The sequence below is a fragment of the Jiulongibacter sp. NS-SX5 genome (assembly GCF_052828545.1).
In genome coordinates this window covers 403335-427054 of the sequence record NZ_CM128248.1, presented here as the reverse complement: position 1 = coordinate 427054, position 23720 = coordinate 403335, and the positions used below count along the sequence as shown (strand labels likewise).

Annotated in this window: 25 protein-coding genes; 7 read left to right on the top strand and 18 right to left on the bottom strand. The window is 39.0% G+C overall.

The window, feature by feature from the left end; genetic code table 11:
- Complete coding sequence (gene trxB / locus ACUXV0_RS01770; RefSeq protein ID WP_446191340.1) at nucleotides 1–939, bottom strand: thioredoxin-disulfide reductase; 939 nt, start codon at nucleotides 937–939, stop codon at nucleotides 1–3.
- 131 nt (nucleotides 940–1070) lie between these two features.
- Nucleotides 1071–2999: an OmpA family protein gene (locus tag ACUXV0_RS01765; protein ID WP_446191339.1), complete on the bottom strand. Its 1929-nt coding sequence runs from the start codon at nucleotides 2997–2999 to the stop codon at nucleotides 1071–1073.
- A gap of 62 nt (nucleotides 3000–3061) precedes the next feature.
- Between ACUXV0_RS01765 and hemJ the strand changes: the two genes are divergently transcribed.
- Both hemJ and ACUXV0_RS01755 read left to right on the top strand, forming a co-directional pair.
- Nucleotides 3062–3607: a protoporphyrinogen oxidase HemJ gene (gene hemJ, locus ACUXV0_RS01760; protein WP_446191338.1), complete on the top strand. Its 546-nt coding sequence runs from the start codon at nucleotides 3062–3064 to the stop codon at nucleotides 3605–3607.
- 2 nt (nucleotides 3608–3609) lie between these two features.
- Complete coding sequence (locus ACUXV0_RS01755) at nucleotides 3610–3879, top strand: hypothetical protein (protein WP_446191337.1); 270 nt, start codon at nucleotides 3610–3612, stop codon at nucleotides 3877–3879.
- Here the strand turns inward: ACUXV0_RS01755 and bla are convergent.
- From bla to ald, 6 genes are all read right to left on the bottom strand, one after another.
- A complete protein-coding gene (bla, locus tag ACUXV0_RS01750; RefSeq protein ID WP_446191336.1) occupies nucleotides 3876–4580 on the bottom strand; it encodes a subclass B1 metallo-beta-lactamase in 705 nt (234 codons plus the stop codon). The genes ACUXV0_RS01755 and bla overlap by 4 nt on opposite strands.
- 45 nt (nucleotides 4581–4625) lie before the next feature.
- Nucleotides 4626–5075, bottom strand: a complete 450-nt coding sequence (locus tag ACUXV0_RS01745; RefSeq protein WP_446191335.1) for a hypothetical protein — start codon at nucleotides 5073–5075, stop codon at nucleotides 4626–4628.
- Complete coding sequence (locus ACUXV0_RS01740) at nucleotides 5072–5470, bottom strand: hypothetical protein (protein WP_446191334.1); 399 nt, start codon at nucleotides 5468–5470, stop codon at nucleotides 5072–5074. The genes ACUXV0_RS01745 and ACUXV0_RS01740 overlap by 4 nt, the downstream gene beginning before the upstream one ends.
- A gap of 67 nt (nucleotides 5471–5537) precedes the next feature.
- A complete protein-coding gene (locus ACUXV0_RS01735) occupies nucleotides 5538–6374 on the bottom strand; it encodes a phytoene/squalene synthase family protein (protein ID WP_446191333.1) in 837 nt (278 codons plus the stop codon).
- Nucleotides 6358–7833: a phytoene desaturase family protein gene (locus ACUXV0_RS01730; RefSeq protein ID WP_446191332.1), complete on the bottom strand. Its 1476-nt coding sequence runs from the start codon at nucleotides 7831–7833 to the stop codon at nucleotides 6358–6360. The genes ACUXV0_RS01735 and ACUXV0_RS01730 overlap by 17 nt, the downstream gene beginning before the upstream one ends.
- Before the next feature lie 270 nt (nucleotides 7834–8103).
- The gene (gene ald, locus ACUXV0_RS01725; RefSeq protein WP_446191331.1) at nucleotides 8104–9198 is read right to left on the bottom strand and encodes an alanine dehydrogenase; all 1095 of its coding nucleotides are present in this window, start codon (nucleotides 9196–9198) and stop codon (nucleotides 8104–8106) included.
- 202 nt (nucleotides 9199–9400) lie between these two features.
- Here ald and ACUXV0_RS01720 point away from each other — a divergent pair, with 202 nt between their 5' ends.
- Nucleotides 9401–9853 (top strand): Lrp/AsnC family transcriptional regulator, encoded by a 453-nt coding sequence (locus ACUXV0_RS01720; protein WP_446191330.1) that lies wholly within the window; start codon nucleotides 9401–9403, stop codon nucleotides 9851–9853.
- Here ACUXV0_RS01720 and ACUXV0_RS01715 read toward each other — a convergent pair.
- Nucleotides 9846–10433 (bottom strand): DUF1684 domain-containing protein, encoded by a 588-nt coding sequence (locus ACUXV0_RS01715; protein ID WP_446191329.1) that lies wholly within the window; start codon nucleotides 10431–10433, stop codon nucleotides 9846–9848. The genes ACUXV0_RS01720 and ACUXV0_RS01715 overlap by 8 nt on opposite strands.
- Before the next feature lie 77 nt (nucleotides 10434–10510).
- Between ACUXV0_RS01715 and ACUXV0_RS01710 the strand changes: the two genes are divergently transcribed.
- The 3 genes from ACUXV0_RS01710 to ACUXV0_RS01700 all read left to right on the top strand — a co-directional run bounded on the left by ACUXV0_RS01710 (nucleotide 10511) and on the right by ACUXV0_RS01700 (nucleotide 12245).
- Complete coding sequence (locus ACUXV0_RS01710) at nucleotides 10511–11101, top strand: riboflavin synthase (protein ID WP_446191328.1); 591 nt, start codon at nucleotides 10511–10513, stop codon at nucleotides 11099–11101.
- A 72-nt stretch (nucleotides 11102–11173) separates the two neighbouring features.
- Complete coding sequence (locus ACUXV0_RS01705; protein ID WP_446191327.1) at nucleotides 11174–11941, top strand: PASTA domain-containing protein; 768 nt, start codon at nucleotides 11174–11176, stop codon at nucleotides 11939–11941.
- A gap of 1 nt (nucleotide 11942) precedes the next feature.
- Nucleotides 11943–12245: a rhodanese-like domain-containing protein gene (locus ACUXV0_RS01700; RefSeq protein WP_446191326.1), complete on the top strand. Its 303-nt coding sequence runs from the start codon at nucleotides 11943–11945 to the stop codon at nucleotides 12243–12245.
- A 55-nt stretch (nucleotides 12246–12300) separates the two neighbouring features.
- On the opposite strand, the gene dtd is transcribed toward ACUXV0_RS01700, so the two are convergent.
- The 9 genes from dtd to ACUXV0_RS01655 form a co-directional block, all read right to left on the bottom strand.
- Complete coding sequence (gene dtd, locus ACUXV0_RS01695) at nucleotides 12301–12753, bottom strand: D-aminoacyl-tRNA deacylase (RefSeq protein ID WP_446191325.1); 453 nt, start codon at nucleotides 12751–12753, stop codon at nucleotides 12301–12303.
- Between the two features lie 4 nt (nucleotides 12754–12757).
- Nucleotides 12758–14107, bottom strand: coding sequence for a magnesium transporter (gene mgtE, locus ACUXV0_RS01690; protein WP_446191324.1), 1350 nt, complete (start codon nucleotides 14105–14107; stop codon nucleotides 12758–12760).
- A gap of 135 nt (nucleotides 14108–14242) precedes the next feature.
- On the bottom strand, nucleotides 14243–15334 hold the full coding sequence (locus ACUXV0_RS01685; RefSeq protein WP_446191323.1) for an outer membrane beta-barrel protein: 1092 nt from the start codon (nucleotides 15332–15334) through the stop codon (nucleotides 14243–14245).
- Nucleotides 15335–15677: 343 nt separating this feature from the next.
- Nucleotides 15678–16916: an ammonium transporter gene (locus ACUXV0_RS01680; RefSeq protein ID WP_446191322.1), complete on the bottom strand. Its 1239-nt coding sequence runs from the start codon at nucleotides 16914–16916 to the stop codon at nucleotides 15678–15680.
- Between the two features lie 499 nt (nucleotides 16917–17415).
- Nucleotides 17416–17754 carry a P-II family nitrogen regulator gene (locus ACUXV0_RS01675; RefSeq protein ID WP_446191321.1) on the bottom strand — a complete coding sequence of 113 codons (339 nt, stop codon included), beginning with the start codon at nucleotides 17752–17754 and terminating at the stop codon, nucleotides 17416–17418.
- Between the two features lie 482 nt (nucleotides 17755–18236).
- Nucleotides 18237–19289, bottom strand: coding sequence for a sugar phosphate isomerase/epimerase family protein (locus ACUXV0_RS01670; RefSeq protein ID WP_446191320.1), 1053 nt, complete (start codon nucleotides 19287–19289; stop codon nucleotides 18237–18239).
- Between the two features lie 71 nt (nucleotides 19290–19360).
- Nucleotides 19361–20506 carry a Gfo/Idh/MocA family protein gene (locus ACUXV0_RS01665; RefSeq protein WP_446191319.1) on the bottom strand — a complete coding sequence of 382 codons (1146 nt, stop codon included), beginning with the start codon at nucleotides 20504–20506 and terminating at the stop codon, nucleotides 19361–19363.
- Between the two features lie 77 nt (nucleotides 20507–20583).
- Nucleotides 20584–20937: a four helix bundle protein gene (locus ACUXV0_RS01660; RefSeq protein WP_446191318.1), complete on the bottom strand. Its 354-nt coding sequence runs from the start codon at nucleotides 20935–20937 to the stop codon at nucleotides 20584–20586.
- A gap of 49 nt (nucleotides 20938–20986) precedes the next feature.
- The gene (locus ACUXV0_RS01655; RefSeq protein WP_446192830.1) at nucleotides 20987–22177 is read right to left on the bottom strand and encodes a Gfo/Idh/MocA family protein; all 1191 of its coding nucleotides are present in this window, start codon (nucleotides 22175–22177) and stop codon (nucleotides 20987–20989) included.
- 281 nt (nucleotides 22178–22458) lie between these two features.
- On the opposite strand from ACUXV0_RS01655, the gene ACUXV0_RS01650 reads away from it, so the two are divergent.
- The gene (locus ACUXV0_RS01650) at nucleotides 22459–23691 is read left to right on the top strand and encodes an MFS transporter (protein ID WP_446191317.1); all 1233 of its coding nucleotides are present in this window, start codon (nucleotides 22459–22461) and stop codon (nucleotides 23689–23691) included.
- The last annotated feature ends 29 nt before the right edge of the window (nucleotides 23692–23720 follow it).

Sequence of the window (23720 nt, the reverse complement as noted above, 5' to 3'; positions counted from 1 at the left end):
TTATTCTTCATGTGCGGCCAGATAACGCTCAGCATCTAAAGCTGCCATACATCCTGTACCCGCGGCTGTTACAGCTTGTCGATATACCTTATCCATTGCGTCTCCGCTGGCAAATACACCATCAATATTAGTATTGGAAGTTCCTTTGACTACTTCGAGGTAACCAGTTTCATCCATGTCTAGCCAACCTTTGAAAATATCTGTATTCGGCTTATGACCGATAGCTACAAAAAATCCTGTCGCTGCTATTTCTGTTTCTTCTTGAGTTTGATTATTGATAACCCTAACTCCTTCTACACCCTCAGCACCGAGAACTTCTACAGTCTCTGTATTGAACAGGATCTCAATATTCTCTGTATTTCTAACTCTTTTCTCCATGATGGTAGACGCACGGAAATGGTCTTTTCTCACCAACATGGTCACCTTCTTACAAAGCTTTGATAAATAATGTGCTTCTTCACATGCAGTATCTCCTGCTCCTACTACTATGACCTCTTGCCCTCTGTAAAAAAAGCCATCACATACCGCACAGGCAGATACACCCAAGCCGTTTAAACGTTGTTCAGATTCAAGATTTAACCATTTAGCAGATGCTCCGGTAGCAATAATAACCGCCTTGGCTGTTATTTCATGGTTTTCATCAACGATAACCTTATGAGCAAGTGGAGTTGAAAAGTCTACCGAAGTAGCCATTCCATATCTATTGTCAAGTCCGAATCTTTCAGCTTGTTTTTTCAAATCCTCCATCATGGCTGGCCCTTGAATTCCTTCTGGGTAGCCCGGGAAGTTCTCTACATCATTTGTAATGGTTAACTGGCCACCAGGTTGGCCTCCTTGATACATCACAGGCTTCAGACCTGCTCTACCTGCGTAAATTGCTGCTGTATAACCTGCAGGGCCTGAGCCCAATATTAATACCTCTACGGTTTCTGTTGTCATTAGTTTGCTTAATTTCTAAACTGAACGCTCTGAAAGGCGGCAAAGTTCGCCAAATAATACAGCATAATCAAGGCTTCAAAAGTACCTTCTGATGAACGCAATAACTAAAGCATTGTTTTAAAAATTGTTAACTAGTAGAAACGAAGTTCAATCCTACGGTTCAATTGCCGGTTTTCTTCTGAATCGTTTGGAGCAATAGGTTGAGATTCACCGAAGCCTTTTGCCCTAAGGTTATTTTCATTCAACCCTTCTTTGATTAAATAAGAAACGACAGATTGGGCTCGCTTTTGTGAAAGCTCTTGGTTGTCTGAGTCATTACCGATATCATCTGTATGACCAGAAATTTCAACCTTTACATTCGGGTTTCTCCAAATTAGCTCTGCAAGTTTACTGAGTTCTACCTCAGATTCCGGTTTTAAACCCCAACTGCCTTCGTCAAAATAGATATTATTCAGCACCTCAGCTTTTCCTTTTTCTATCTTGTCAAGGTGAACATCCAGTGTTTTCGAATTCTTTGTGGCTACCTTATCAATACTAAATGAAATACTTTTGAAAAAATAGTCCGGGTGCTCAACATATAAAGCATAATTTCCTTTTTGTGGAATTACAGCCAGATAGTCGCCATCAGAATTTGCGGTAAAAGAAGAAAGTGATTCTCCACTAGATAAATCCAAAAGCTTAATATCAGCCATTAACGGATGCCCTGATTTGGCATCAACAATTTGCCCTTTTAGGTAAAAGGTAGGATTAAACTTTTCTTTCAATTCATTTGGCAGCTCAAACTCAAATAAGTTGACAGCTTCTCCTTCTTCAACGGAGTAATAACCCTTTTTACCATCCGCAGCTATAACCATCGAAAACTGATCTTTCTCGTCATTAATGGGGTAACCTAAATTATATGGTTCAGAAAAACCACCTTTTACTTTTTCAGTGAGAAAGATATCATAACCCCCTAGACCTATTTGACCATTACTGGCATAGAAAAGTGTACTTGCATTAGCATGCAAAAAAGGAGAAATTTCATCTCTGCTCGTATTGACCGTTGTTCCAAGATTTTGAGCTTTCGTCCAGCTGTTCATACCATCCAAAGTGGTGACATAGAGATCTTTACCTCCTTTTCCACCGAAGCGATCTGATGAAAACACAAGAACTGAACCGTCAGGAGAAAGTGCCGGTTGAGAATCCCATTCGGGTGAATTCACATTTGGTCCTAGGTTTTCTGGTTCAGTCCAGCCGTTTTCCGTTAGCTTAGTTATGTATAAGTCACATTTACCTACACTTGGTCTACCATCACAGCTTGTAAAAACCATTGTTTTGCCGTCTGCAGAAATAGAACACGTACCTTCATTATAGTCGGTATTAACTAATTCAGAAAAGCTTTCAGGTGTATCCCAGGCCCCATTGGTTAGTTTGGAAGTATAAATATTTTCATCCCCTTCATTTGGCCTCGCCGTGAAAAAAATCTGCTGACCATCTGCCGTAAAGACTGGGAAGTATTGCTTTGCTTTGAAATTTAAAACCTCAGTCATCTTGATGGGCGAAATGACCATTGCATTTTCCTTTGCACTAAGTGCAAACTCACTTGCTTTCTTTTGTTTTTCTAACTGATCAAAAGCCCTGGTACCTTCACGGGTGTTTTTCAATGCTCTTTCAAAATAAAGAATGGCGTCTTTATGCCTGGCCTGTTTTTGGTATTGCGAAGCAAGGAATGTGTATGCCTTCACATAGCTGTTCGTCTCGCTATCAAGCTCCAAAAGTTTTTCGTAGTACTGCTGTGCGAGTTTTGCATCTCTTTTAGCGTAGTAAATTTGACCTAGTTTATAGTAGACCAAAGGATAGTTCTGATCACGTTCCAAGGCTTTAAGATAATATTGCTCAGCTCCTGACAGATCTCTGTTTTTAAAAGCTTCCTCCCCTTTATTGAAAAAATTGACAGCTTTTCGGTCTTGCGAAAAGCAAGCCGAATATGCCAAAACAATGAAGCCTATAAGTATAAAAGAGCGAGAATTAGACATTTTAGATGAAGACTTAAAATAGGGTTTTGATACTTTACTGCTCATTATTCAAAACGCTGTCGTTTTGTTTTTATTTTTACATTCAATTACCGTACCTGATAGCATTGATGCAGTATTACCTCTATTTCAAAGCATTTCATATTGTAGGTTTTGTATCCTGGTTTGCAGGCCTTTTTTATATCGTAAGAATCTTCGTTTATCACGCTGAAGCTGATGATAAACCTGAGGAGATGCGTGACGAATGGAAAAAGCAGTTTGCCTTGATGTCTGAAAGAGTGTATAAGATTATCATGAATCCGGCCATGATGATCACGTGGACTTGTGGGTTACTGATGCTCGGTTTTAATCACAGCATTTTACAGCAAAACTGGATTAAAGTAAAGCTGGTTCTCTTGGTTTTACTTACAGCATATCATCTCTATTGCAAAAAGATAGTAGGAAAGCTCAAACGAAATGAAAAGACCTATAACTCGTTTCAGTTTAGACTTTTGAACGAATTACCAACACTGTTTTTAGTTTCAATTGTTTTGCTGGCCGTCCTCAAAGACGTCTTGAATTTCTTGTATTTATTTGGTGGAGTTATCGCTTTTGGTGCACTCCTTTACTTAATTGCTAAAGCATATAAAAAGTCGAGAGAAAAGAATCAAAAGTAATTATGGATTTAAGCAAGATATATAGAAGTTCTGAGCTAGAAAACGACCAACTTATAGCTCTTTGGTATCTTAAAAATGGTGATTGGGAAAAGGCTCATGAAGTGGCCCAGTCTAATGAAGGGCAGTTTGACTACGATAGAATTCACGCCTACCTTCATAGAGTAGAAGGCGATCTATTCAATGCCAAATGGTGGTACAGGCAACTAAATATGCCTTTCCCTAAATTATCTTTAGAGGAGGAATTCGATTCCCTGGTAAAGCAATACAGCTAAGGTTTAAAGAGGTCGGCTGTATAGTTCAAAAGCTCGGAATTACCATAATCGCCATGCCCGGGGATTACCACTTTTACATTTGGATACCTCAACTTTACGGACTGAACAGTTTGAGTCCAATGTTCTACATTGGCGTCCCCTGTATAACCCTTAGAGGCTCCTACACTTTTTACTAAGCAGCCACCAAATAGAACTTGATCTGGTTCATAAAAGGCAATAATATTGTCTCTGGTGTGGCCTTCTCCCGGGTAATGTAACTCAATTTGGTCACCGTCTGTATTAAGGTACAGTTCTCCTTCAAATATATTTTGAGGCTTTGCAACACCCTCTTCCACCAATGCGGCAGTCTTTTTCGAAGAGTACGAACCTATACCTCTTTTATGGAATTCATTGATTCCGCCAAGGCAGTCATTATGAAAGTGAGTGGCTACAAACCCCTTGACCGTTACATTTTTCTCTTCTAAAAAATCCAATAACTCAGCAGAGGTAGCGTCATCTGTAGGCGAATCCAATATCCAGGCGGAATCACTTTTGATGATTATCATGCCATTGCATGCCACTTTGCCAAAGTCATTGGTTTGTAGATAAGAGATATGACGGTAGGCATTTTCGGAGATTTTCTCAATAATTAATTGATCAGAACTGTAAGCATAATTCTTTTGAGCTTGAACTTGTACATAAGCACATAAAAAAAGCAGCACGAAGCTGCAAGATTTGACGAATGAAGTCATTAAATAGGAGTGCAGTTAAATATTAAAATACTTCTTTGGTACATATAACATACCGAAACATTCACCATGTTCTTTTCCAAGATGTTTATGATGTACCTTATGAGCTTTTCTCAGACCAACAAGGTACGGATTTTTAACGTTATTAAACCACTTGAATCGCTGATGAATTAATACGTCGTGGATTAAAAAATAGGCCATTCCATAAAACATGATCCCAAGGCCAATAAACAGCAGGGCATTCACTTGTGGAGTAACTCCGAAATACATTAGCATCATACTAGGTAGTGCAAAAATCAAAAAGAAAGCGTCATTCTTCTCAAATACACCTTGGTATTTTGGTTGATGATGATCTTCATGCAGGTACCACAGAAAACCATGCATCACAAATTTGTGCGTCAGCCAGGTGATGCCTTCCATCACCAAAAAAGTAAGAATGGTTACTCCGATATAAGTTAGAATAATCATTTATTAAGTTCTTTTTTTATCGTGTCTAAAATAGTCTTCTGATAGCTCTTTGGCAAGCTTGAGCTTCCAATTTCCTTTTTTATTAAGGCGTAGTCAGACTTATAATCCTCGTTATAATTCAGCATTGCAGGTGCATTTAGCTGGATCATAACCCTCATGTATCTAGCCTCCAGATCTTTAGGATGGGTTTTGATATGATTCTCTAAAATGGCCTTACCCTTTTTAAAATATGACCACTTGGAATTTGGCATAAAAGCAAACTCAGCCATTTGCATTGTAGCTGTAGCCTTGTAGCCTACTGCCGCATCACATTTTACCTGATCACAAAATTTGATAAATGCTTCGCAATCCTCTTCTGAATTGATCTGAGAAAAACGGCTTCTTACCTCATTCATATCACTGCATGAGAAGAAAGTGAGAAGAAAGCTGAGCAGTAGTACCATATTGAATCGAATTTAAAGATTAAATCAAGTTTAGTTTATAACGAGCAATAGCTTTAAACATGATATAAATCTTCAAAGGATCTGAGATTCGCGTTCTCTGAGTTACAATTCTGTGGCAGTCTAGCCTTTTCAGCTTGTTTAATAGACCATTATAATACCTGTACGCCAGATATACACCTAGCCTGCTTTCCAGCGGCAATTGAACTATTCCTTTGTAAGCTTCAGCAAAATCATTCTCAATATCTGCGATAATCTCTGCTTTTGAATTCTCATCCAGGCCACTGCCTTGGAGATTAGGAAAATAAGACCTTCCTAAACCTTCAAAATCTGCATTGATATCTCTTAAAAAATTCACTTTCTGGAATGCAGAGCCTAAATATTTTGCTGAGCCCTTTAACTCTTCAAAACGCTTATTGTCATTATTTACAAAAACTCTAAGACACATCAGGCCTACTACATCTGCCGAGCCGTAAATATAATCTTTGTAAGCTTCTTCTGTGACATAATCATCGACTGAAAGGTCGTAACGCATGCTTCTCATAAAGTCGCCTACATACTCGTGCAAATCGTAATTATGAACCACCTCCTGGAAAGAATTTAGAATAGGATTCAGGCTAATTTTACGATCGATTGCCTTTTGATAGTCCGCTTCAAACTCATCCAAAAGTTCTTCCTGATTATAATCAAGGAAAGTATCCACAATCTCGTCTGCATAACGTACAAAACCATAAATAGCATAGATGGCAGGTCTTATGGATTTCCCAAAAAGTTTGATGCCCAAAGAAAAAGAAGTACTGTAGGCGTTTGTGATGAGCTTGCTACAATCATAACTCGATGAATCAAATAACTTCTTCATAGTCGTATTTTAAGATTAGGTCACTTACTAATTTTCCTGAGATCAGCGATGGCGGAACTCCCGGACCGGGTACAGTGAGTTGTCCCGTGAAATATAAATTATCTACTTTCTTACTCTTTAGCCTCGGTCTTAGAATGTGAGTTTGCAATAGGATATTGGCCAAACCATAAGCATTACCTCCGTAGGAATTATAATCTTCTTTGAAGTCGTTTATGCAGTAAGATTCTTTAAATAATATGCTATTTTTTACCTCCTGACCTGTTAAATTTTCTATTCTTTCAATAATCAGGTTAAAGTACTTCTCTCTAATTTCAGTATTATCTTCGAGATCCGTAGCTAAAGGGATTAAAAAAATACCCGCCTCTTTTCCTTCCGGGGCCGATCCCTCATCTGTCATACTTGGAAAACTGGCATAAAAAAGTGGTTTATCAGGCCAACTTTTTTGATCATAAATGGTTTTGGCGTGTTGCTCAAAACTGGTATCAAAAAACAGCGTATGGTGCGTCATATGATCCAGCTTCTTATCAAAGCCAACGTAGAAGAGTAAAGCAGATGGTGCGAAGGTCTTCTTTTTCCAATATGACTCAGAGTACTGTCTAAAATGGGCTGGCAATAGAGACTCTGTATGATGATAATCTGCTCCACTAAGTACTATATCAGTTTTGATCGTCTCTTGTTCTGTACTAACTGACTCTACAGAACTGCCATTAAAGTTAAATGACCTAACTGCTGAATTCGTCTTAATATGAACGCCAAGATCTTCGGCCAACTTCTTCATTCCCTCTACTACCATGTACATCCCACCTTTAGGGTGCCATGTACCTAATTTTAGATCAGCATAATTCATGAAATTATAGAAAGAGGGCGTATTTGAAGGTTTAGCACCTAGAAACAATACCGGAAACTCCAGAATTTGTTTTAACTCAGGGTGATCTATATAGGAAGAAACTTGTCTTTTAATGGTATTGACAAAAGAACCCAATTTGGTTGCCGTTTTAGGTGTGACAATTTCCAGTAGACTCTCCCCCGGTCTGTATACCAGATCCTTAATGGCAATGTCATAGTTCCCCTCAGCCTTATCCATGAATTTCTGCAGTCTTTGACCGCTACCTGGCATTATCGCATCAAAGGTTGCCTTTGTCTTTTCAAAATCTGCTGAAACGGGAATGGAGTAATTTTCACCGAAATAAATCTGATAGCCAGGATCAAGCTGAATCAGCTCATAGTAGTCTTCTACCTTTTTGCCGAAATCAGCAAAAAACTTTTCAAACACATCTGGCATCCAGTAGAAAGTGGGCCCAATATCAAAAGTGAAGCCATCTTTTTTCAATTGACGGGCTCGCCCGCCTACTTCACTATTTTTCTCCAAAACGGTAACATCGTATCCAGCCTTTGCTAAATATGCAGAGGCTGCTAAGGAAGAAAAACCGGCACCAATTATGACTATCTTTTTTGACATCTTCAGAACTTACGTTTGACCATCTTAAGAAGATCAAATTATTTTTGTCTATGTTTGAACTACTCAAATATAGACAAAAGTTCCAGTTAAATGTTCATACATTAATTTATTTTACATTTATTTCAAACGTATCTAAATAACCAACTACCAAGAAATCGTTTTGTTGAAATTAGACCCCTGTAAAAAGTAAAACCCCGGAAATTACCGGGGCATACATCATCATAACAGTTTAAGGAAATCTAATTTTTATTTTACCAAATTCTATTTAGGTCAATTTAATACCGGATTAAAGAAAGAAGCCACAGCAGGGTGTACTACTTCTCCTTTCACAATGTTTAATCCTTTTCTTAGTGCTTTACTGTCTTTACAAGCCTGCTCCCATCCTTTGTCTGCCAATTGGATAACGTAAGGTAAAGTAGCATTAGTTAAAGCCACAGTAGACGTATAAGGTACAGCACCTGGCATATTGGCTACGCAATAATGCACGATATCATCAATTATAAATGTAGGATCTGCATGAGTGGTAGGTTTACATGTTTCTATACATCCACCTTGATCCACTGCCACATCCACCAGTACAGTTCCTGGCTTCATGCTTTTTAGCATATCTCTTCTGATCAAATGCGGAGCCTTGGCTCCGGGAATCAAAACAGCACCTACTATTAAATCAGCATCTTTGATTGCCTCAGCAATATTCAGATCATTTGACATCATGGTGGTTACATTGGCAGGCATGAAGTCTGCTAGCTCTCTCAATCTCTTAAGATTGATATCCATGATGGTTACATCAGCACCTAAACCAGCCGCCATTTTAGCAGCCTGTGTTCCTACAATTCCACCACCCAAGATCAGTACCTTACCCCTTGGAGTGCCAGGTACACCACCTAATAGTATTCCTTTTCCTTTTTGAGGACTCTCTAAGTATTTAGCTCCCTGCTGAATAGCCATTCTACCGGCTACCTCAGACATGGGCACTAAAAGTGGTAATGAGCCATCTTTCTCCTCTACCGTCTCATAGGCCAGACAAATAGCCTTGCTATTCACCATAGCCTCTGTAAGTGGCATGGAGCTCGCAAAATGAAAATAGGTAAATACTAACTGGTCTTCTCTTACAAGATTATATTCAGGTTCTATCGGTTCTTTAACCTTCAATAGCATTTCTGCTCTGGCATAAACCTCTTCAATTGTATCTGCCAAAGATGCTCCTGCAGAAAGATATTCCTCGTCTTCGAATCCGCTTCCTTTTCCTGCACCTTTCTGTATAAGTACCTGATGATTTCTTTTGACTAGCTCGGCTACTCCGGCAGGAGTAAGAGCAACTCTGTTTTCATTTTTCTTAATTTCTGCCGGAACGCCTACGAGCATGCTTCTAGTCTGTTGAGAAGTGTATTGTATTGATAAAGTGTAATTGTGATGCAAATATAGGTGGAGGCGAAATATTTTATAACATTGACCTAAAATTCAGATTATTATTATTTTTAAGACTAGTCAAAAAGAAATATATTCTTTAAATACCCTAAATTTGCCAGACAAAAAGAGTAATATTCTCCAACGATAATTTTACAAAATGGACGAGACCGATAGAAAAATTTTAAGATTGCTCCAAAAAAATGCACAATTCACTTATAAAGAGGTAGCCGACAAAATAAATTTAACGCAGACCCCTGTTTTTGATCGCATTAAAAGAATGGAGAAGGATGGGATTATTGACAGATATGTCACTATCCTGAACAAAGAAAAAGCAGGGAATTCACTCACTGTTTTTAGTCAGGTCACCCTTACAAAACAGACTGTGGAAGTATCTAAAGGTTTTGATGATGCCATCAAAAAACTGCCTGAAGTGATAGAGTGTAGTTTTGTATCAGGAGGCTTCGATTATTTACTTAAAATCATTGTTCCAGACATGGAAACCTATCACAAATTCCACCAGCTTAAACTCTCCATTATTCCGGGAGTTTCTTTAATCAATAGCTATTTTGTGATGTCCGAGGTGAAGAATACCACGGAGATCCCTATTTAAGAACTTTCTCCCCGGCTTGTACAGCAGTTTCGAGGGTATTCTCTACTGGTGGCACAGGGCAAACAAAAGCTTCATTATAAGCACAATAAAAATTGTGGGCATCATTGAAGTCTATGAATAATCTGTTCGTATTGGTTCTTTCAAGGTTGATATATCTGCCGCCGCCATAGGTTTCATTGCCATTGGTTTCATCTCTGAAAGGCAGTAATAAGGTCTCTCCCTCATCATAAACAGTTAGTTTGTGTGTTTTCCCGTTCAGTTCAAAAGTTGCTGTGCCGGCCATATCCAGCCTTTCCTCTGAGCCATCGGTCATGATAACCGTGAAATTACTGTTGCCGATAACTTCTTCAAATTCAGCAGTGATATTATAATCTTCATCAACCGGGTAATAATTAAAGTCTGTAAAGTTTTCGAGTCCGGCAATAGGAGATTGCTCCAGATCCATTAGATCTTCAAGATATTCCTGACGCTCCTCTTGCTTAATTTCAGCATAAGTCATTTGAGTTCTGGTCAAAGAGTAAACAGCTACTCCTGCAAAAACTATAATGATACCCCACTTCAAAAACTTATTTTTCAGCATACTTCTAAACTTTTGGGCGAAATTAAACATTATACCTTTTTAAATTGCGAACCCAATTCAGAAGAATCGTAAAAGACATGTTTACCGGAATAATTGAAGACACTGCTACCTTAATCAAAACTGAGAAAAAAGGCACTAATCTGGAGTTGACGTTCAAGGCTAAGATTGGCAATGAACTCAAAGTAGACCAAAGCGTAGCACATAATGGTGTCTGTTTAACTGTAGAGTCTGTTAGCGGCGATGAATATACATTAACTGCCATAGATGAAACTCTCAACAGAACCAATATTGGCCAGTTAAAATCTGGAGACATCGTCAATCTGGAAAGGTGTCTTAAAGCTGATGGCCGATTTGATGGACATATTGTTCAAGGTCATGTAGATCAAACAGGGAAACTAAAAAGCAGTACCGATCAGAACGGCTCCTATCTTTTGGAATTTGAATATGATGAGTCTGAGGGGAACATTACCGTTGAAAAAGGCTCCATATGTATAAATGGCATAAGCCTAACTGTAGTGGATTCTACTGAGAATGGATTCTCCGTGGCGATTATTCCTTACACTTGGGAGCATACTAATTTGAGTAGATTATCAATAGGCGATTCCGTGAATCTTGAATTTGACATTCTAGGCAAATACATGCAAAAAATCTTAAAGAACAGACACTAAGATGCAGCTTATGGTAGTTAACCTTTGAAGATTGATGTCAAAGAACTTAATTTGTCCCTAATAGACTTACATATGCCTAAACTCAGCACTAATTCTAAAACCGATTTACTCACACACATAGGAATTATTTTGGCTACGGCCTTGGCACTTTTCTTTGCCTTTTTCTTTCTATATCTGCCCTGGACCACAAATCATGAGGAATCGGTAACTGTACCTGACCTTAAAGGATTGACATTAGATGAAGCTGAATCTGTACTGAAAGAAACACACCTAAAATATGAAGTTTCAGACTCCACCTTTGTGACTGGACATAAACCTTTGTCTGTTTTCTCACACTATCCTAAACCTGAAGCTCAGGTAAAAAAGAACCGAAAGATTTTCTTGACCATCATAACAGATAAGGTCCCTAAAGTGAGTATACCAAATGTGGTTGGCCGTTCTGTAAACTCAGCCACCAATCTACTCTCAAGCACAGGCATACAAGTAGGACATACGGAGTTTATTCCGGCGATTGAGAAAAACACTGTTCTGAAACTTAAATTTGAAGGTTCTGAAGTTCCTCCCGGCAAGATGATCCCTAAAGGCTCTAAAGTCACGTTGGTAGCCGGTGATGGATACGGGAACACCACCGTAGCTGTTCCTGACCTTAGTGGTCTAAGCTACGATGAGGCCGACATACTGATTGCTGGCTCTTCACTGAATATTGGAAACATACTGTACGATAACACTTCTACTTTACCCCAGGGAACTGTAGTTAGGCAACGCCCTGCTGCAGGTATCAACCTTAGAATTGGCGATGAAGTAAATATCTGGTTATCTGGAAATAACATAAACGAATAAGATGCAAAACAACGACATAACAGCAGCAGAACTAAAAGACCTGCTTGAAAGCGGCAAAGAGTTCAATTTCATTGACGTGAGAAACGAAGATGAATACGAAGAAGATAATCTTGGAGCTAAACTAATTCCTCTGGGTGAGTTTGTTGCCCGCGTAGACGAATTGGATGGCCTGCAAGACGAAGATATTTATATCCATTGTAGAAGCGGTGCCAGAAGCGGCAGAGCAAAAGACTATTTAGAAAGCCAAGGCTTCAATAAGGTACATAATGTTCTCGGTGGCATCATGGCTTTTCGTGAGCTGTAAGCCAATCAAGATCTTAATACAAATCAGCCTCATTTCTTCATAGAAGTGAGGCTTTTTATTTCCTGTCTTTAGAGTCAATTATTAAAGTGACAGGACCGTCATTACATAAACTAACTTTCATATCCGCACCAAATTCACCGGTCTCAATTTCTTTCCCTAAAGATGTTGAAATAGCCACAATCATCTGCTCATATAATGGAATGGCCACTTCCGGGCGAGCAGCCTCTATAAATGAAGGCCTGTTTCCTTTTTTTGTGGATGCATGAAGGGTAAATTGACTTATTAGAAGCACATTACCTTCTACCTGCTGAATATTGAGATTCATTTTACCTTCTTCATCTGAAAAGACCCGTAGGCCAACTATCTTTTTGCAAAGCCAATCAACATCTTCTTGTGTGTCGTCATGTGTTATCCCTAACAAAATCATGAAGCCCTCCCCTATTTCTCCTTTTGTCTTTCCCTCAATTTTTACACAAGCTTCACTTACTCTTTGAATGACTGCAATCATGAATTTATAATAACCAGTTTGCGATTAAAAAATATGTACCAATACCGACGAGGTCATTAGCCGTGGTTATAAATGGCCCTGAAGCTACCGCGGGGTTTATTCCGAATTTATCAAGAAGTAATGGAGTAATGGTACCCATGAAAGAGGCCAGAAACACAACAGAAAGTAGAGCCAAACATACCACCCAGAATAGTTGAGAGTCGCCTGTCAAAAGAACATAGCCACCAGCCATGATTCCTATTACCAGACCATTCACCAAGGCCACCTGAGTTATTTTCATCAGACGTTCACCAAGTCCAATAGCCAAAGCAGTTCTTTCTGCTAAACTTTGAACAATCAAAGAAGACGTTTGTATTCCCACATTTCCTCCTGTAGATCCCATAATAGGTATAAACATTGCCAAAGCCGTCACCCTCGAAAGTTGCCCTTCAAAACCTTTTATGACTGTAGCGGCCAATAGACTACCGATTACCCCTACCACTAACCATGGCAAACGAGATTTAGCCAGCTCCCAAACAGAATCATCCTCTTCTGCCTCACCTGTGATACCTGTAACAGCCTGAAAATCTTCCTCTGCCTTCTCTGTGATAAAATCTACAACGTCATCAATGGTAATTCTCCCCAAGAGCCTACCTATAGTATTGACCACAGGTACTGCTTCAAGGTCATATCGCTGCATAACCTCGGCCACTTCCTCACCAGGCATTGTGGTTTCTACCGAGACGATGTCTTCTCGTACTACATTCTGAATCTTAGTATTTTTTCTGGCCAGAACAATCTCCTTTAGAGCTACTATACCCTTGAGCTTATTATTCTCATCTACTACGTAGACCGCAAAAACCTTATCTACCGACTCTGCCTGATCTCTAATCTGTTCTACACACTCACTAACAGTTTGGTCCTCATAAACTTTTACAAGTTCTTTCTGCATCAGACCACCCGCCACATCTTCAGGATAATGAAGTAGATCAAGAATAAATCGGGCATGTTCTCTATCTTCTAATAGTGCAATTACCTGCTCCCTAATCTCAATAGGCTGTTCATTCAGTAAATCTACTGCATCATCAGAGTCAAAGAAGTTGACGTATTCCGCTATTTCCTCAGCAGTGAACTGCTCTTTAATAAAACGTTTTCTATCGTCAGAATCGATACTTGAAAGTACATCAGCACCCTTTTCTGTATCCAGAAATTGAAAAACGTAGTGAGCTTGAGGGCCGTCTAATTCGTAAAGGATTGTGGCAATATCAGCAGGGTATAAACCGACGACTTCCTCTGTAATTTTAGCTCTGTCACCTTTCTCAATGGACTCTATGAGCAGATCCAAAAATTCTTTGGTTAGTTCAAAATTCGCCATAGCTCATCGGTTTATTTTCTGCAAAGGTAAGAAAAGGCATTTGCCATTAAAATTGCTATACAAAAAGAAAAAGGGTTTAGAGCATACGCCCTAAACCCCATACTTGTATAGTCTATTGAGTGAAGTATTGCCTTCTTAGAAGTGGAAGATCATTGCTGCACCGATAGTCGTTTGACTATTTTTACCAGCACCGTCTCCATCAGTTAATTGGAATCCAGAAGTTGGAGTATAACCATCGTATCTTACTTCAGGCTTCAGCATTAGGTGATCAGTAAGATCAATATTTGCAGTCAATGTCAATGAAGTAACCGCAGTACCGTCACCATTCTCATCGATTAAGTAGATACCACCTTCTGAGTTATCGAAACGCTCAGCTCTAACACCAAGACCAAACTTATCAGTCAAGCTACCATTAAGGTAAAGAGCAGCACCCCACCAAGTTTTAGTATCTGTACCGTCATTAAATGAACCGTAAGGAACAGCATTCAAACCAATCAAGAAGTTATCAGTAGCTTGGAATGAAGTAGTGATATCAAACCAGTTGTACTTTTCTGTAGCACCATCAAGACCTTCATCTGAAGCATAGTAGTTAAGATATAGATCCCAACCGTCAACTGGAGCAGTGTATACCTGAGCCATGAAACCTTTTTGCTTATTGAAGTCATCTTTGCTATCAAGACCGTTGTTAAGACCAACCATGAAAGCGAAGTTATCTGAAGGAGCGATATCTAACTTAATACCAGTATGGTAGAAAGGACCATTACCGAAAAGGTTAGATAGTGAGTAGTTAAAGTTAGCCGGAGCATCAATTACCTCGTAACCTACGTTAGTACCAAAAGTACCAGCAGTTAGGCTAACTGCATCAGACATTGCGTAGCTCATATAAGCTTGCTTGATGGCTATACCAGTAGTAGAACCAGCAACCCATACATAGTTACCTAAATCTGCGTGGTTACCAAAAGTCAGGTCAATAACACCTGTAAGTTTACCAGCTTCATAAGTAGTCATCAATTGAGCAAGACCCACTTGGAATGAGTTTGCGTTATGATCAAAAATTCTTTCAAAACCTGATGCACCTAAGTTAGCACCAGCACCACTTACTCCATTTAGGTTAGCGAAGTAGTAGGTATCTACATAACCAGATAGCGTTAAAGGGCCATCAGAATCCTGAGCAGAAGCACTAAAAGCAGCCAAGATAGAAAGTACGGCTAGATAAATTTTTTTCATTATTTTCTTCGGTTTAATTAACAGTTTTGTTTTGTACTCGATCCTGTGCAAATATTCGTCTCATTTATTTACTGACCAAATTATCTATGTTTAATTTTTAAATTATAGCAATTTTCTTTTATCATAAATAGAATATATCAAAATAGTGCAATTCCATAAGACAACCATATATTATACCGTAAAAGATGCAAATACCTATATTTTATAGCTCAAAGATCAAAATACAGCCTTTGACATCAATATTCTATGGTCTCGTAAACTAGAAAAGCCTCAAAAGGGCATTCTGAGGCATAAAAAAAGCGACTCTAGTGAGTCGCCTTTCGAAAGAATATTTGTTTCAGGCTTATTTAGTACTGAAGTCTCCGTAAGCAGTCATACCATGCTCATGAAGATCCAGACCTTCAATTTCTTCTTCCTTACTAACTCTAAGACCAAGCGTAGCCTTAAGTCCGTAAAGAATAATGAAGGCAGTTACCAAACAGAATACTGCGTAGCTGGCAACACCGATAAGTTGAGAAATAAATTGATCCATTCCAGCTAAGGCTCCGAAGATACCTACAGCTAATGTACCCCAGATACCACAAATTAAGTGTACTGCGATAGCACCAACAGGATCATCAAGTTTCAATTTGTCTACAAGACCTACACCAAGTACTACAAGTACACCAGCGATCACACCAATGATGATTGCATCCATTGGAGACATTTGGTCAGCACCTGCAGTGATACCTACAAGACCGGCAAGAATACCGTTCAAGAACATTGTAAGGTCATACTTCTTATAAAGAATAAGGTCAAATACGAATGCACCTACACCACCAGCAGCAGCAGCCAAACAAGTAGTAACTAGCGTCAATGAAGTCAACTCAGGATCTGCAGATAATACTGAACCACCGTTAAAGCCGAACCAGCCTAACCAAAGGATTAGAACACCAGCAGCAGCAAAAGGAATACTGTGACCAGGAATTGGCTTCACAGATCCATCAGCACCATACTTACCAAGTCTTGGCCCAAGGAGAGCAACAGCTACTACAGCAGCCCATCCACCTACAGAGTGTACTAGTGTAGAACCAGCGAAGTCATAGAATGGTGTTTCCAGCATATCAAGGAATCCACCACCCCACTTCCATGATCCGGCGATTGGGTAAACGATACCTACATATAATACTGTGAAAATCATGAAGCTACTAAGCTTAACACGCTCAGCTACGGCTCCAGATACAATAGTAGCAGCTGTAGCAGCAAACATTCCCTGGAAAAGGAAGTCTGTCCACCAAGTATAACCGCCATCTGCGTAATCAGGAGTCATGCCACCTTCAGGAGCACCAATACCCCATCCGGCAAATCCAAAGAATCCAGAAGAACCTTCTTCAAAGCCCGGGTACATCATATTGAAACCACAAAGAGCATAAAGAAGAAGACCTACGGTGATGATGAATACGTTCTTAAATAGAATGTTCACCGTATTTTTTTGACGAGTTAACCCAATCTCAAGGAATGAGAAACCCAAGTGCATAAAAAACACCAATCCGGTACAGATCATCATCCATACGTTATTGGCGGTAAATAGTGCGTTATCCATAACAATTAATCGGTTTAGTTTTTAATACTTTTCGAATTTTCGATACACTTCCTTAAACGTGTTAATGATTTCGGGGCTTAGACTTTGTTTGTAGGATCAAGTACAGTTAAAGATTAAGTTTCATCTTCCCGTTGATCAAAATCACGATGCAAGTATATGCCATTAAAAACTACTCACAAAATATTCTTTTATTTTTTTTGAAATTATGCGAATATTATATTTTTATAAATTGATTGCACTATTCTAATAAACTAGAATCGAAATCAGCATTCAGACCCACATACAAGGCTTTTAGGAGGTGTAAACGATAGAATTTACCGATCAAATATATTTCCCAAAAAGATAATTTTGACGTCAATACTGCTGTTTTATTGCTCAAAAAATCAACAAAACAGTACATTCTTCTGAAACCTAGGAGAGTCGACTCTCAGAACCTCTATAAATGGACATAAAAAAAGCCGGACAAATGCCCGGCTTAAGTTCTTTTTTGATGTACTACTTAGTTGATCGCAGGTGATCCTTTTTCGCTTGTACGAATTCTATAAGTTTCTTGCACATCAGAAACGAAGATTTTACCATCTCCTACATTTCCTGTATATGCAGCTTTAAGAATTGCTTCGATTGTTCTTTCTTCAAACTCATCAGAAACTACGATAGAAACACATCTTCTTTGAATATCAGTAGTGCTGTAACTGATAGTTCTGTATACATGTCCTTCTTTTTCGTTGCCAACACCCGTCACATCCCAGTAGCTGAAGAAATTTACCTCTACTGCATGAAGTGCATCACGAACTTCAGAGAATTTTGATTTTCGAATAATGGCTTCAATTTTTTTCATGTTACCTACTTTAAAATTTTGATAAAATAATATTTTGCTTTTAAATCTAAAGAAAAAACTTTCGAATGTTCAAGAATAAGAAAAGCCAATTTTAATTGGAAGTACTATTGGCTCTAATAATCCAATAGAGCCACCTAATAGTCCAATTATGTTTAGCTCGATCAAATTCTCTCAAAATTCAAAATATTGAATTTCCTTTAGAACTTTTGAGTCAGGATTTAATTCTTGAATTAAACTTTAAGCAAAATTATATTTGCTTCAGACTCTATTAATTCAATCCAAACAGAATATTCTGTAAGTATTGATATGCAAATATTGATTCTAATTTTGATTTCTGCAAATAATTTCACCAATCAATATTCCCTGTAAATTCAAAGAATACTTGGTATTATACAACAAAAAGCCTCCCAAAAATGGGAGGCTTTCAGCTCTTCATATCATTTATTTGTCAACCAAATAAAATATTGATATAAAATTTTTATTTATATCCCTAAAACTTTTTTGTTCACAGCTTCATCCGCTCCTGTGGCAGCAAAATCATCAAATGCTCTTGTTACCACCTGGATAAGATGATCCTCTATAAATGGTGCACCTTCAGTAGCTCCCTGATCAGAATCTTTAATGCAGCACTCCCACTCCAAGACAGCCCAGCCGTCATAGTCGTATTGTGAAAGCTTGCTGAATATCGACTTGAAATCTACCTGGCCATCACCAAGGGAACGGAAACGCCCTGCTCTATCCGCCCAGCCGGCGTACCCCGAGTAAACGCCCTGCTTTCCGGTTGGGTTAAATTCTGCATCTTTCACATGGAAAGCCTTAATACGTTCATGATAAAAATCAATAAACTGAACATAGTCAAGAGCCTGTAGCACAAAGTGAGACGGATCATAATTGATATTAGCCCTACTATGGCCGTCAAGAGCATCTACAAACATCTCAAATGTAGTACCATCGAAAAGGTCTTCACCCGGGTGAAGCTCGTAACAATAATCTACACCGTTTTCATCATAAACATCCAAAATTGGCTTCCATCTGGCGGCCAACTCTTTAAAAGCAGATTCTATCAAACCAGCAGGTCTCTGTGGCCATGGATAAAGGAATGGCCATGCCAAAGCACCTGAAAAACCGACGTGAGAAGTTAAACCAAGATTTTTTGAAGCCTTAGCAGCTAACTTACACTGCTCTATAGCCCAAGCTCTTCTGGCGGGTTCATTACCATGAACTTCTGCCGGAGCAAAGGCATCATACATCATATTATATGTAGGATGAGATGCTACAAGCTGACCCTGTAGATGAGTACTCAGCTCAGTGATCACCAAACCTTTGTCTTCAAGCTTACCTTTTAACTCGTCACAATATGTTTTGGAGTCGGCAGCCTTCTTTAAATCTATCATTCGGCCATCCCATGTTGGAATCTGGATACCCTTGTATCCTTTACCCGCCATATAATCAGAGATACCATCAAGGGTGTTAAACGGAGCCTCGTCTCCCAGGAATTGGGCAAGGAAAATACCCGGTCCTTTTATACTTTTCATAGTCTAATCTATTTATTAATAAAGATGCAGGAGGGTTACTCCTGCATCAAAAAAGGTTGAATTCTTCTAATTTAAACAGTCACCCATTTCTGAGCTCTATGACTTTCTAAGATTCGCTCACATACCAATAATTCTCTGTAGCCATCCGCAAAAGTCGGGAATGTCGGATTCTCTGGCTGCTTACCAGCTTCTATAGCCGCATACACTTCTTTAAACAATTGTTTCGAAGTGTCTGGGAAACCTTCATTATGACCACCCGGGAAAGAAACCACAGAACTTACACCAGGATCTACAAGTGAAGGATCTTTCATTAAAGTTTCATTGGCTTTCTCTCTGTGACCTAACCAAAGTTCGTTTGGTCTTTCAGAATTAAAGGCAAAAGTCTTCTTGGAACCTGAAATCTCAACTTTCAATTGATTTTTACGACCTGCTGAAACCTGAGAAACAGTAACCGAACCTTTGTTCCCATTCTCAAAACGCAAAAGAACATTCGCATGGTCTTCTGTGTTGATCGGCACATCTTCGTAATCATCAGGACCAAGCTCTACTCCAGAATACGTCTCAATTCTTTTCAAAGGCTTTTTACGAACCTTGTGAACTGTACTGAAATCAGCCAATAACTCTACAGTTTTCAGACCGGTTACGTACTCAATGATATCCATTAAGTGTGAACCAATATCAGCGATGGCACGGCTGTCTCCTGACTTGTCAGGCTCCAGACGCCAGTTATAATCTGTATCAAAATAGAGCCAATCTTGCAGGTAAGAACCTATCACTGAAAATACATCTCCGAGTTCGCCTTTTTCACGCATAACTTTCATTTGACGTACCATTGGATAGTATCTTAAATTGAAATGCACGGCATTAACCAATCCTGATTTTTCAGCAATTTCAACCAACTCCTTGGCTTCTGGCAGATCTTTAGAAAGTGGCTTTTCACAAACCACATGCTTACCAGCTTCCAGAGCTTGTTTTGATTGAGAATAGTGTAGGAAATTTGGTGTACAGATATGCACAGATTGAATTTCATCCATTTTCAACATTTCATCAAAAGTACAACCCGTAGCTATACCTAACTGAGCAGCTTTTTCCTCTGCTAAATCTTTGGTAATCTCCGCCAGTGCTACTACTTCTACATTCGGGAGTCTTCTCAATGCTTCAATATGAGCAGGTCCAATAAACCCTGTCCCAACAACTCCAACCTTAATTTTTGACATGTTTGTTTTCTATTAATAGTAATATTTTGGAAGTTGGAAGAAGGAAGATTGAAGTTCCTTTCATCCAACATTTTATATCATTTTATTTTTGACCGATAAGCGATCAACATATTCATTAAATCAAAACACTTACCATACTCAACATTAAACTTTACTTCATCTACATAACCTCGAAACTTGGCTTTGTATAAACAAGTAACCGTTTCAGCTAGTGAGCGAATTGAATAACCCAGAAATCTGGAGTTTTCTTTAGATGACTGAAGAATTGACCCTTCTGAAATATTTAAAGCAATTGAATCAGCAGCTCTCCTTAATTGATCAGATAAATTAAAGTGCTCTTTCTTTGGGAAAGAATCAGAAATAATATTCATTTCCTCACCCATTTCCATGGCTTTCTGCCAGATTATCAATTTTTCAAACTTAAAACTCATTCAGACTTAAGGTATCGAGACTTCCTTCTTCAATCTTCCCTCTTGGGTTCTAAATCTCAAATTTTGTCCACTTGTTATCCTCGTCATTTGCTGACTTTACAACAGTTTGAATAAAGCCCATACCTCTCAGTCCATCATCTACACCCGGGAAGTCATAAATCTCCGGATCATAACCATCAAGACTTGAAGCATTTCCTAATCCTCCTGTAGAACTGGTCTCCGAACTAGCTCCAAACTCTGCACGCAGTGCAAAAGCAAAGTTTCTATAGATACTGGCAAATGTTTCAATGTAACCTTCAGGATGCCCAGCCGGCTGACGTGTGTGAGCTTGAGCATGAGCAGAAAGATCGCCCACCCCTGTTCTAATGATTCTTGAGCCTGAGTCTTGATTAGTAAGCTCAAGAGTGTTAGGTTCCATTTGCTTCCACTTTAAGCCACCTTTGGTTCCGTAAATTCTAATATTTAAGTCATTTTCTTCACCATGGCTTATTTGGGAGTTATTCAAAATACCTTTTGCTCCGTTATTAAACCTCAATAGAATATTGGCATCATCATCAAGCTTTCTGCCTTCTACAAAAATGGTTAAGTCAGCACAGAGTTCTGTAATTTCCAAACCAGTAATATACTCTGCTAGATTCTCCGCATGAGTACCAATATCTCCAACACCACCTGCAGCTCCACATCTTTCAGGATCTGTTCTCCAGTCTGCCTGCTTTTGACCAGTAGCCTCTACCAAATTGTACAGCCAGCCTTGCGGATACTCTACAATAACTTTTCGGATATCACCTATCACACCTGTTTTAACCAGCTGCCTGGCTTCTTTTACCATCGGATAAGCAGTGTAATTATGCGTCAAAGCGAACAAAAGGCCTGTTTCATCCAATATCTTTTTCAACTCTTTAGCCTCGGCCATGGTTAAAGTAATAGGCTTGTCCATTACTACCGGAAAACCATTCTCCAAAGCAAATTTGGCTGCAGGGAAATGCACATGATTCGGCACCACGATAGACACAAAATCCATTCGTTCGCCTTCCGGCAATTCCTTCTCCTTTAGAATCATTTCTTCATATGAGCCATAAACCCTTTCAGAAGGAAGGTAAAGAGCTTCGCCTGTTTGTTTAGATTTTTCAGGATTTGAGCTGAAAGCACCACATACTAAATCAATTTCTCCATCAAGTGCAGCACCACGTCTGTGAACGGCTCCAATAAAGCCTTCTAATGAGCCTCCAATCATGCCCATTCTGATCTTTCTATTCATTACAATAGGTTATTATATAGGTAAATAGGTAGCTGGTGGTTAAAAAGCCGAGCCAACACCAAGACTAAATGTGGCTTGAAATTAAACAGAAGCCTTGTTTCTTACAAGCAGACTAAACTCTGAATATGCATTTCTTAAGAAACTTTCTGTTTTGTAGATAAAATTGAAAATACCGTTCTAAGATTAAGAGGGAATCTTTTTAGAGCTATGTAAAAAACATATATTTACCGCCGATATTAACAACCCTAATCAAATCTCTTCAAATGGTAAACGATAAAAGACTGTTTCTGGCGAGTTGTTTCGCATTGATCACAACCGCCTTCTCCTTTAGTATTAGTGCCGGAACTTTAAGACAATTAGGTGATGACCTGGGCTATTCAGCAGAAAAACTAGGTTACATCAACTCACTTTGGTTCTTTGGTTTCCCGATTGCTATGATTATTGGTGGAATCATCTATCATACAATTGGACCTAAAAAAATAATGCAAATTGCATTTTTCTCTCACTTCATTGGTGCCGCATTAACCCTAATAGCTATCTATTTTGTATCAGACTCAAGTTATGTACTTCTGTTAGGCTCAAACCTGTTAATGGGTATTGGTTGTGGATGTACTGAGGCTGCTTGTAATCCGATGATTGCTGATACCTATCAAGGAGAAAAACGAAACAAAATGCTTAACAGATTCCATATGTGGTTCCCTGGTGGAATTTTCGTAGGTGCTCTGTTATCTGAGCTAATGTCAAACATGGGATTCTCTTGGCAAAGCCAATTCTGGTTAATTCCTATTCCGGCATTGATTTACGCTTATTTATTCCTAGGTCAGCAATTCCCGAAAGCAAGTGTAGAACAAGCAAGTTCTCTTTCTGAAAATGTGAAGGCCATGTTGACTCCACTTTTCATCTTTATTTTCGCTTGTATGGCTCTTACAGCAATCACAGAGTTTGGTCCTCAAAAATGGACAGGCCTGATTATGGAAAGCTCAGGAGCTAAACCAATGCTTATTTTGGCACTAACCTCTGGTCTGATGGCTCTTCTAAGATTTTTTGGAGGTTCAGTTACAAAGGTGTTAGGTCAAGCAGGCGTACTACTAGGTGGAGCTATTATTGCAGCCCTGGGTATCTACTTATTCAGCACACAAACGGGCTCAATGGCCTATTTAGCAGCTGTGTTCTTCGCAGTTGGTGTTGCTTTCTTCTGGCCTACCATGATCGGTTATGTGGCAACAAACATTCCAAAAAGTGGTGCTTTAGGTATGTCAATAGTAGGTGGTGTAGGTATGTTCTCTACTGCTATTTTCCAACCAATTATTGGAGGTTGGATTGACAGTGATATTGCAGAGCAAAAAGAACTTGGTCTTTCAGGTGTGGAACTTGACCTGGCAGCAGGACAAGCTACATTATCAACAATGACAACATTCCCTATTATATTAATAGTAGCATTTATCATCCTTTTCTTCTGGCAAAGAGGAAAATCAGGTGAAGCTGCTGCTCATTAATTTCAAAACAAATTCAATAAAAGCACCCC

Coding starts and splice junctions, on each gene's coding strand:
- trxB (WP_446191340.1), bottom strand. CDS start 939: ATGACAACAGAAACCGTAGAGGTATTAATATTGGGCTCAGGCCCTGCA.
- ACUXV0_RS01765 (WP_446191339.1), bottom strand. CDS start 2,999: ATGAGCAGTAAAGTATCAAAACCCTATTTTAAGTCTTCATCTAAAATG.
- hemJ (WP_446191338.1), top strand. CDS start 3,062: ATGCAGTATTACCTCTATTTCAAAGCATTTCATATTGTAGGTTTTGTA.
- ACUXV0_RS01755 (WP_446191337.1), top strand. CDS start 3,610: ATGGATTTAAGCAAGATATATAGAAGTTCTGAGCTAGAAAACGACCAA.
- ACUXV0_RS01745 (WP_446191335.1), bottom strand. CDS start 5,075: ATGATTATTCTAACTTATATCGGAGTAACCATTCTTACTTTTTTGGTG.
- ACUXV0_RS01740 (WP_446191334.1), bottom strand. CDS start 5,470: ATGAATGAGGTAAGAAGCCGTTTTTCTCAGATCAATTCAGAAGAGGAT.
- ACUXV0_RS01735 (WP_446191333.1), bottom strand. CDS start 6,374: ATGAAGAAGTTATTTGATTCATCGAGTTATGATTGTAGCAAGCTCATC.
- ACUXV0_RS01730 (WP_446191332.1), bottom strand. CDS start 7,833: ATGTCAAAAAAGATAGTCATAATTGGTGCCGGTTTTTCTTCCTTAGCA.
- ald (WP_446191331.1), bottom strand. CDS start 9,198: ATGCTCGTAGGCGTTCCGGCAGAAATTAAGAAAAATGAAAACAGAGTT.
- ACUXV0_RS01720 (WP_446191330.1), top strand. CDS start 9,401: ATGGACGAGACCGATAGAAAAATTTTAAGATTGCTCCAAAAAAATGCA.
- ACUXV0_RS01715 (WP_446191329.1), bottom strand. CDS start 10,433: ATGCTGAAAAATAAGTTTTTGAAGTGGGGTATCATTATAGTTTTTGCA.
- ACUXV0_RS01710 (WP_446191328.1), top strand. CDS start 10,511: ATGTTTACCGGAATAATTGAAGACACTGCTACCTTAATCAAAACTGAG.
- ACUXV0_RS01705 (WP_446191327.1), top strand. CDS start 11,174: ATGCCTAAACTCAGCACTAATTCTAAAACCGATTTACTCACACACATA.
- ACUXV0_RS01700 (WP_446191326.1), top strand. CDS start 11,943: ATGCAAAACAACGACATAACAGCAGCAGAACTAAAAGACCTGCTTGAA.
- dtd (WP_446191325.1), bottom strand. CDS start 12,753: ATGATTGCAGTCATTCAAAGAGTAAGTGAAGCTTGTGTAAAAATTGAG.
- mgtE (WP_446191324.1), bottom strand. CDS start 14,107: ATGGCGAATTTTGAACTAACCAAAGAATTTTTGGATCTGCTCATAGAG.
- ACUXV0_RS01685 (WP_446191323.1), bottom strand. CDS start 15,334: ATGAAAAAAATTTATCTAGCCGTACTTTCTATCTTGGCTGCTTTTAGT.
- ACUXV0_RS01680 (WP_446191322.1), bottom strand. CDS start 16,916: ATGGATAACGCACTATTTACCGCCAATAACGTATGGATGATGATCTGT.
- ACUXV0_RS01675 (WP_446191321.1), bottom strand. CDS start 17,754: ATGAAAAAAATTGAAGCCATTATTCGAAAATCAAAATTCTCTGAAGTT.
- ACUXV0_RS01670 (WP_446191320.1), bottom strand. CDS start 19,289: ATGAAAAGTATAAAAGGACCGGGTATTTTCCTTGCCCAATTCCTGGGA.
- ACUXV0_RS01665 (WP_446191319.1), bottom strand. CDS start 20,506: ATGTCAAAAATTAAGGTTGGAGTTGTTGGGACAGGGTTTATTGGACCT.
- ACUXV0_RS01660 (WP_446191318.1), bottom strand. CDS start 20,937: ATGAGTTTTAAGTTTGAAAAATTGATAATCTGGCAGAAAGCCATGGAA.
- ACUXV0_RS01655 (WP_446192830.1), bottom strand. CDS start 22,177: ATGGGCATGATTGGAGGCTCATTAGAAGGCTTTATTGGAGCCGTTCAC.
- ACUXV0_RS01650 (WP_446191317.1), top strand. CDS start 22,459: ATGGTAAACGATAAAAGACTGTTTCTGGCGAGTTGTTTCGCATTGATC.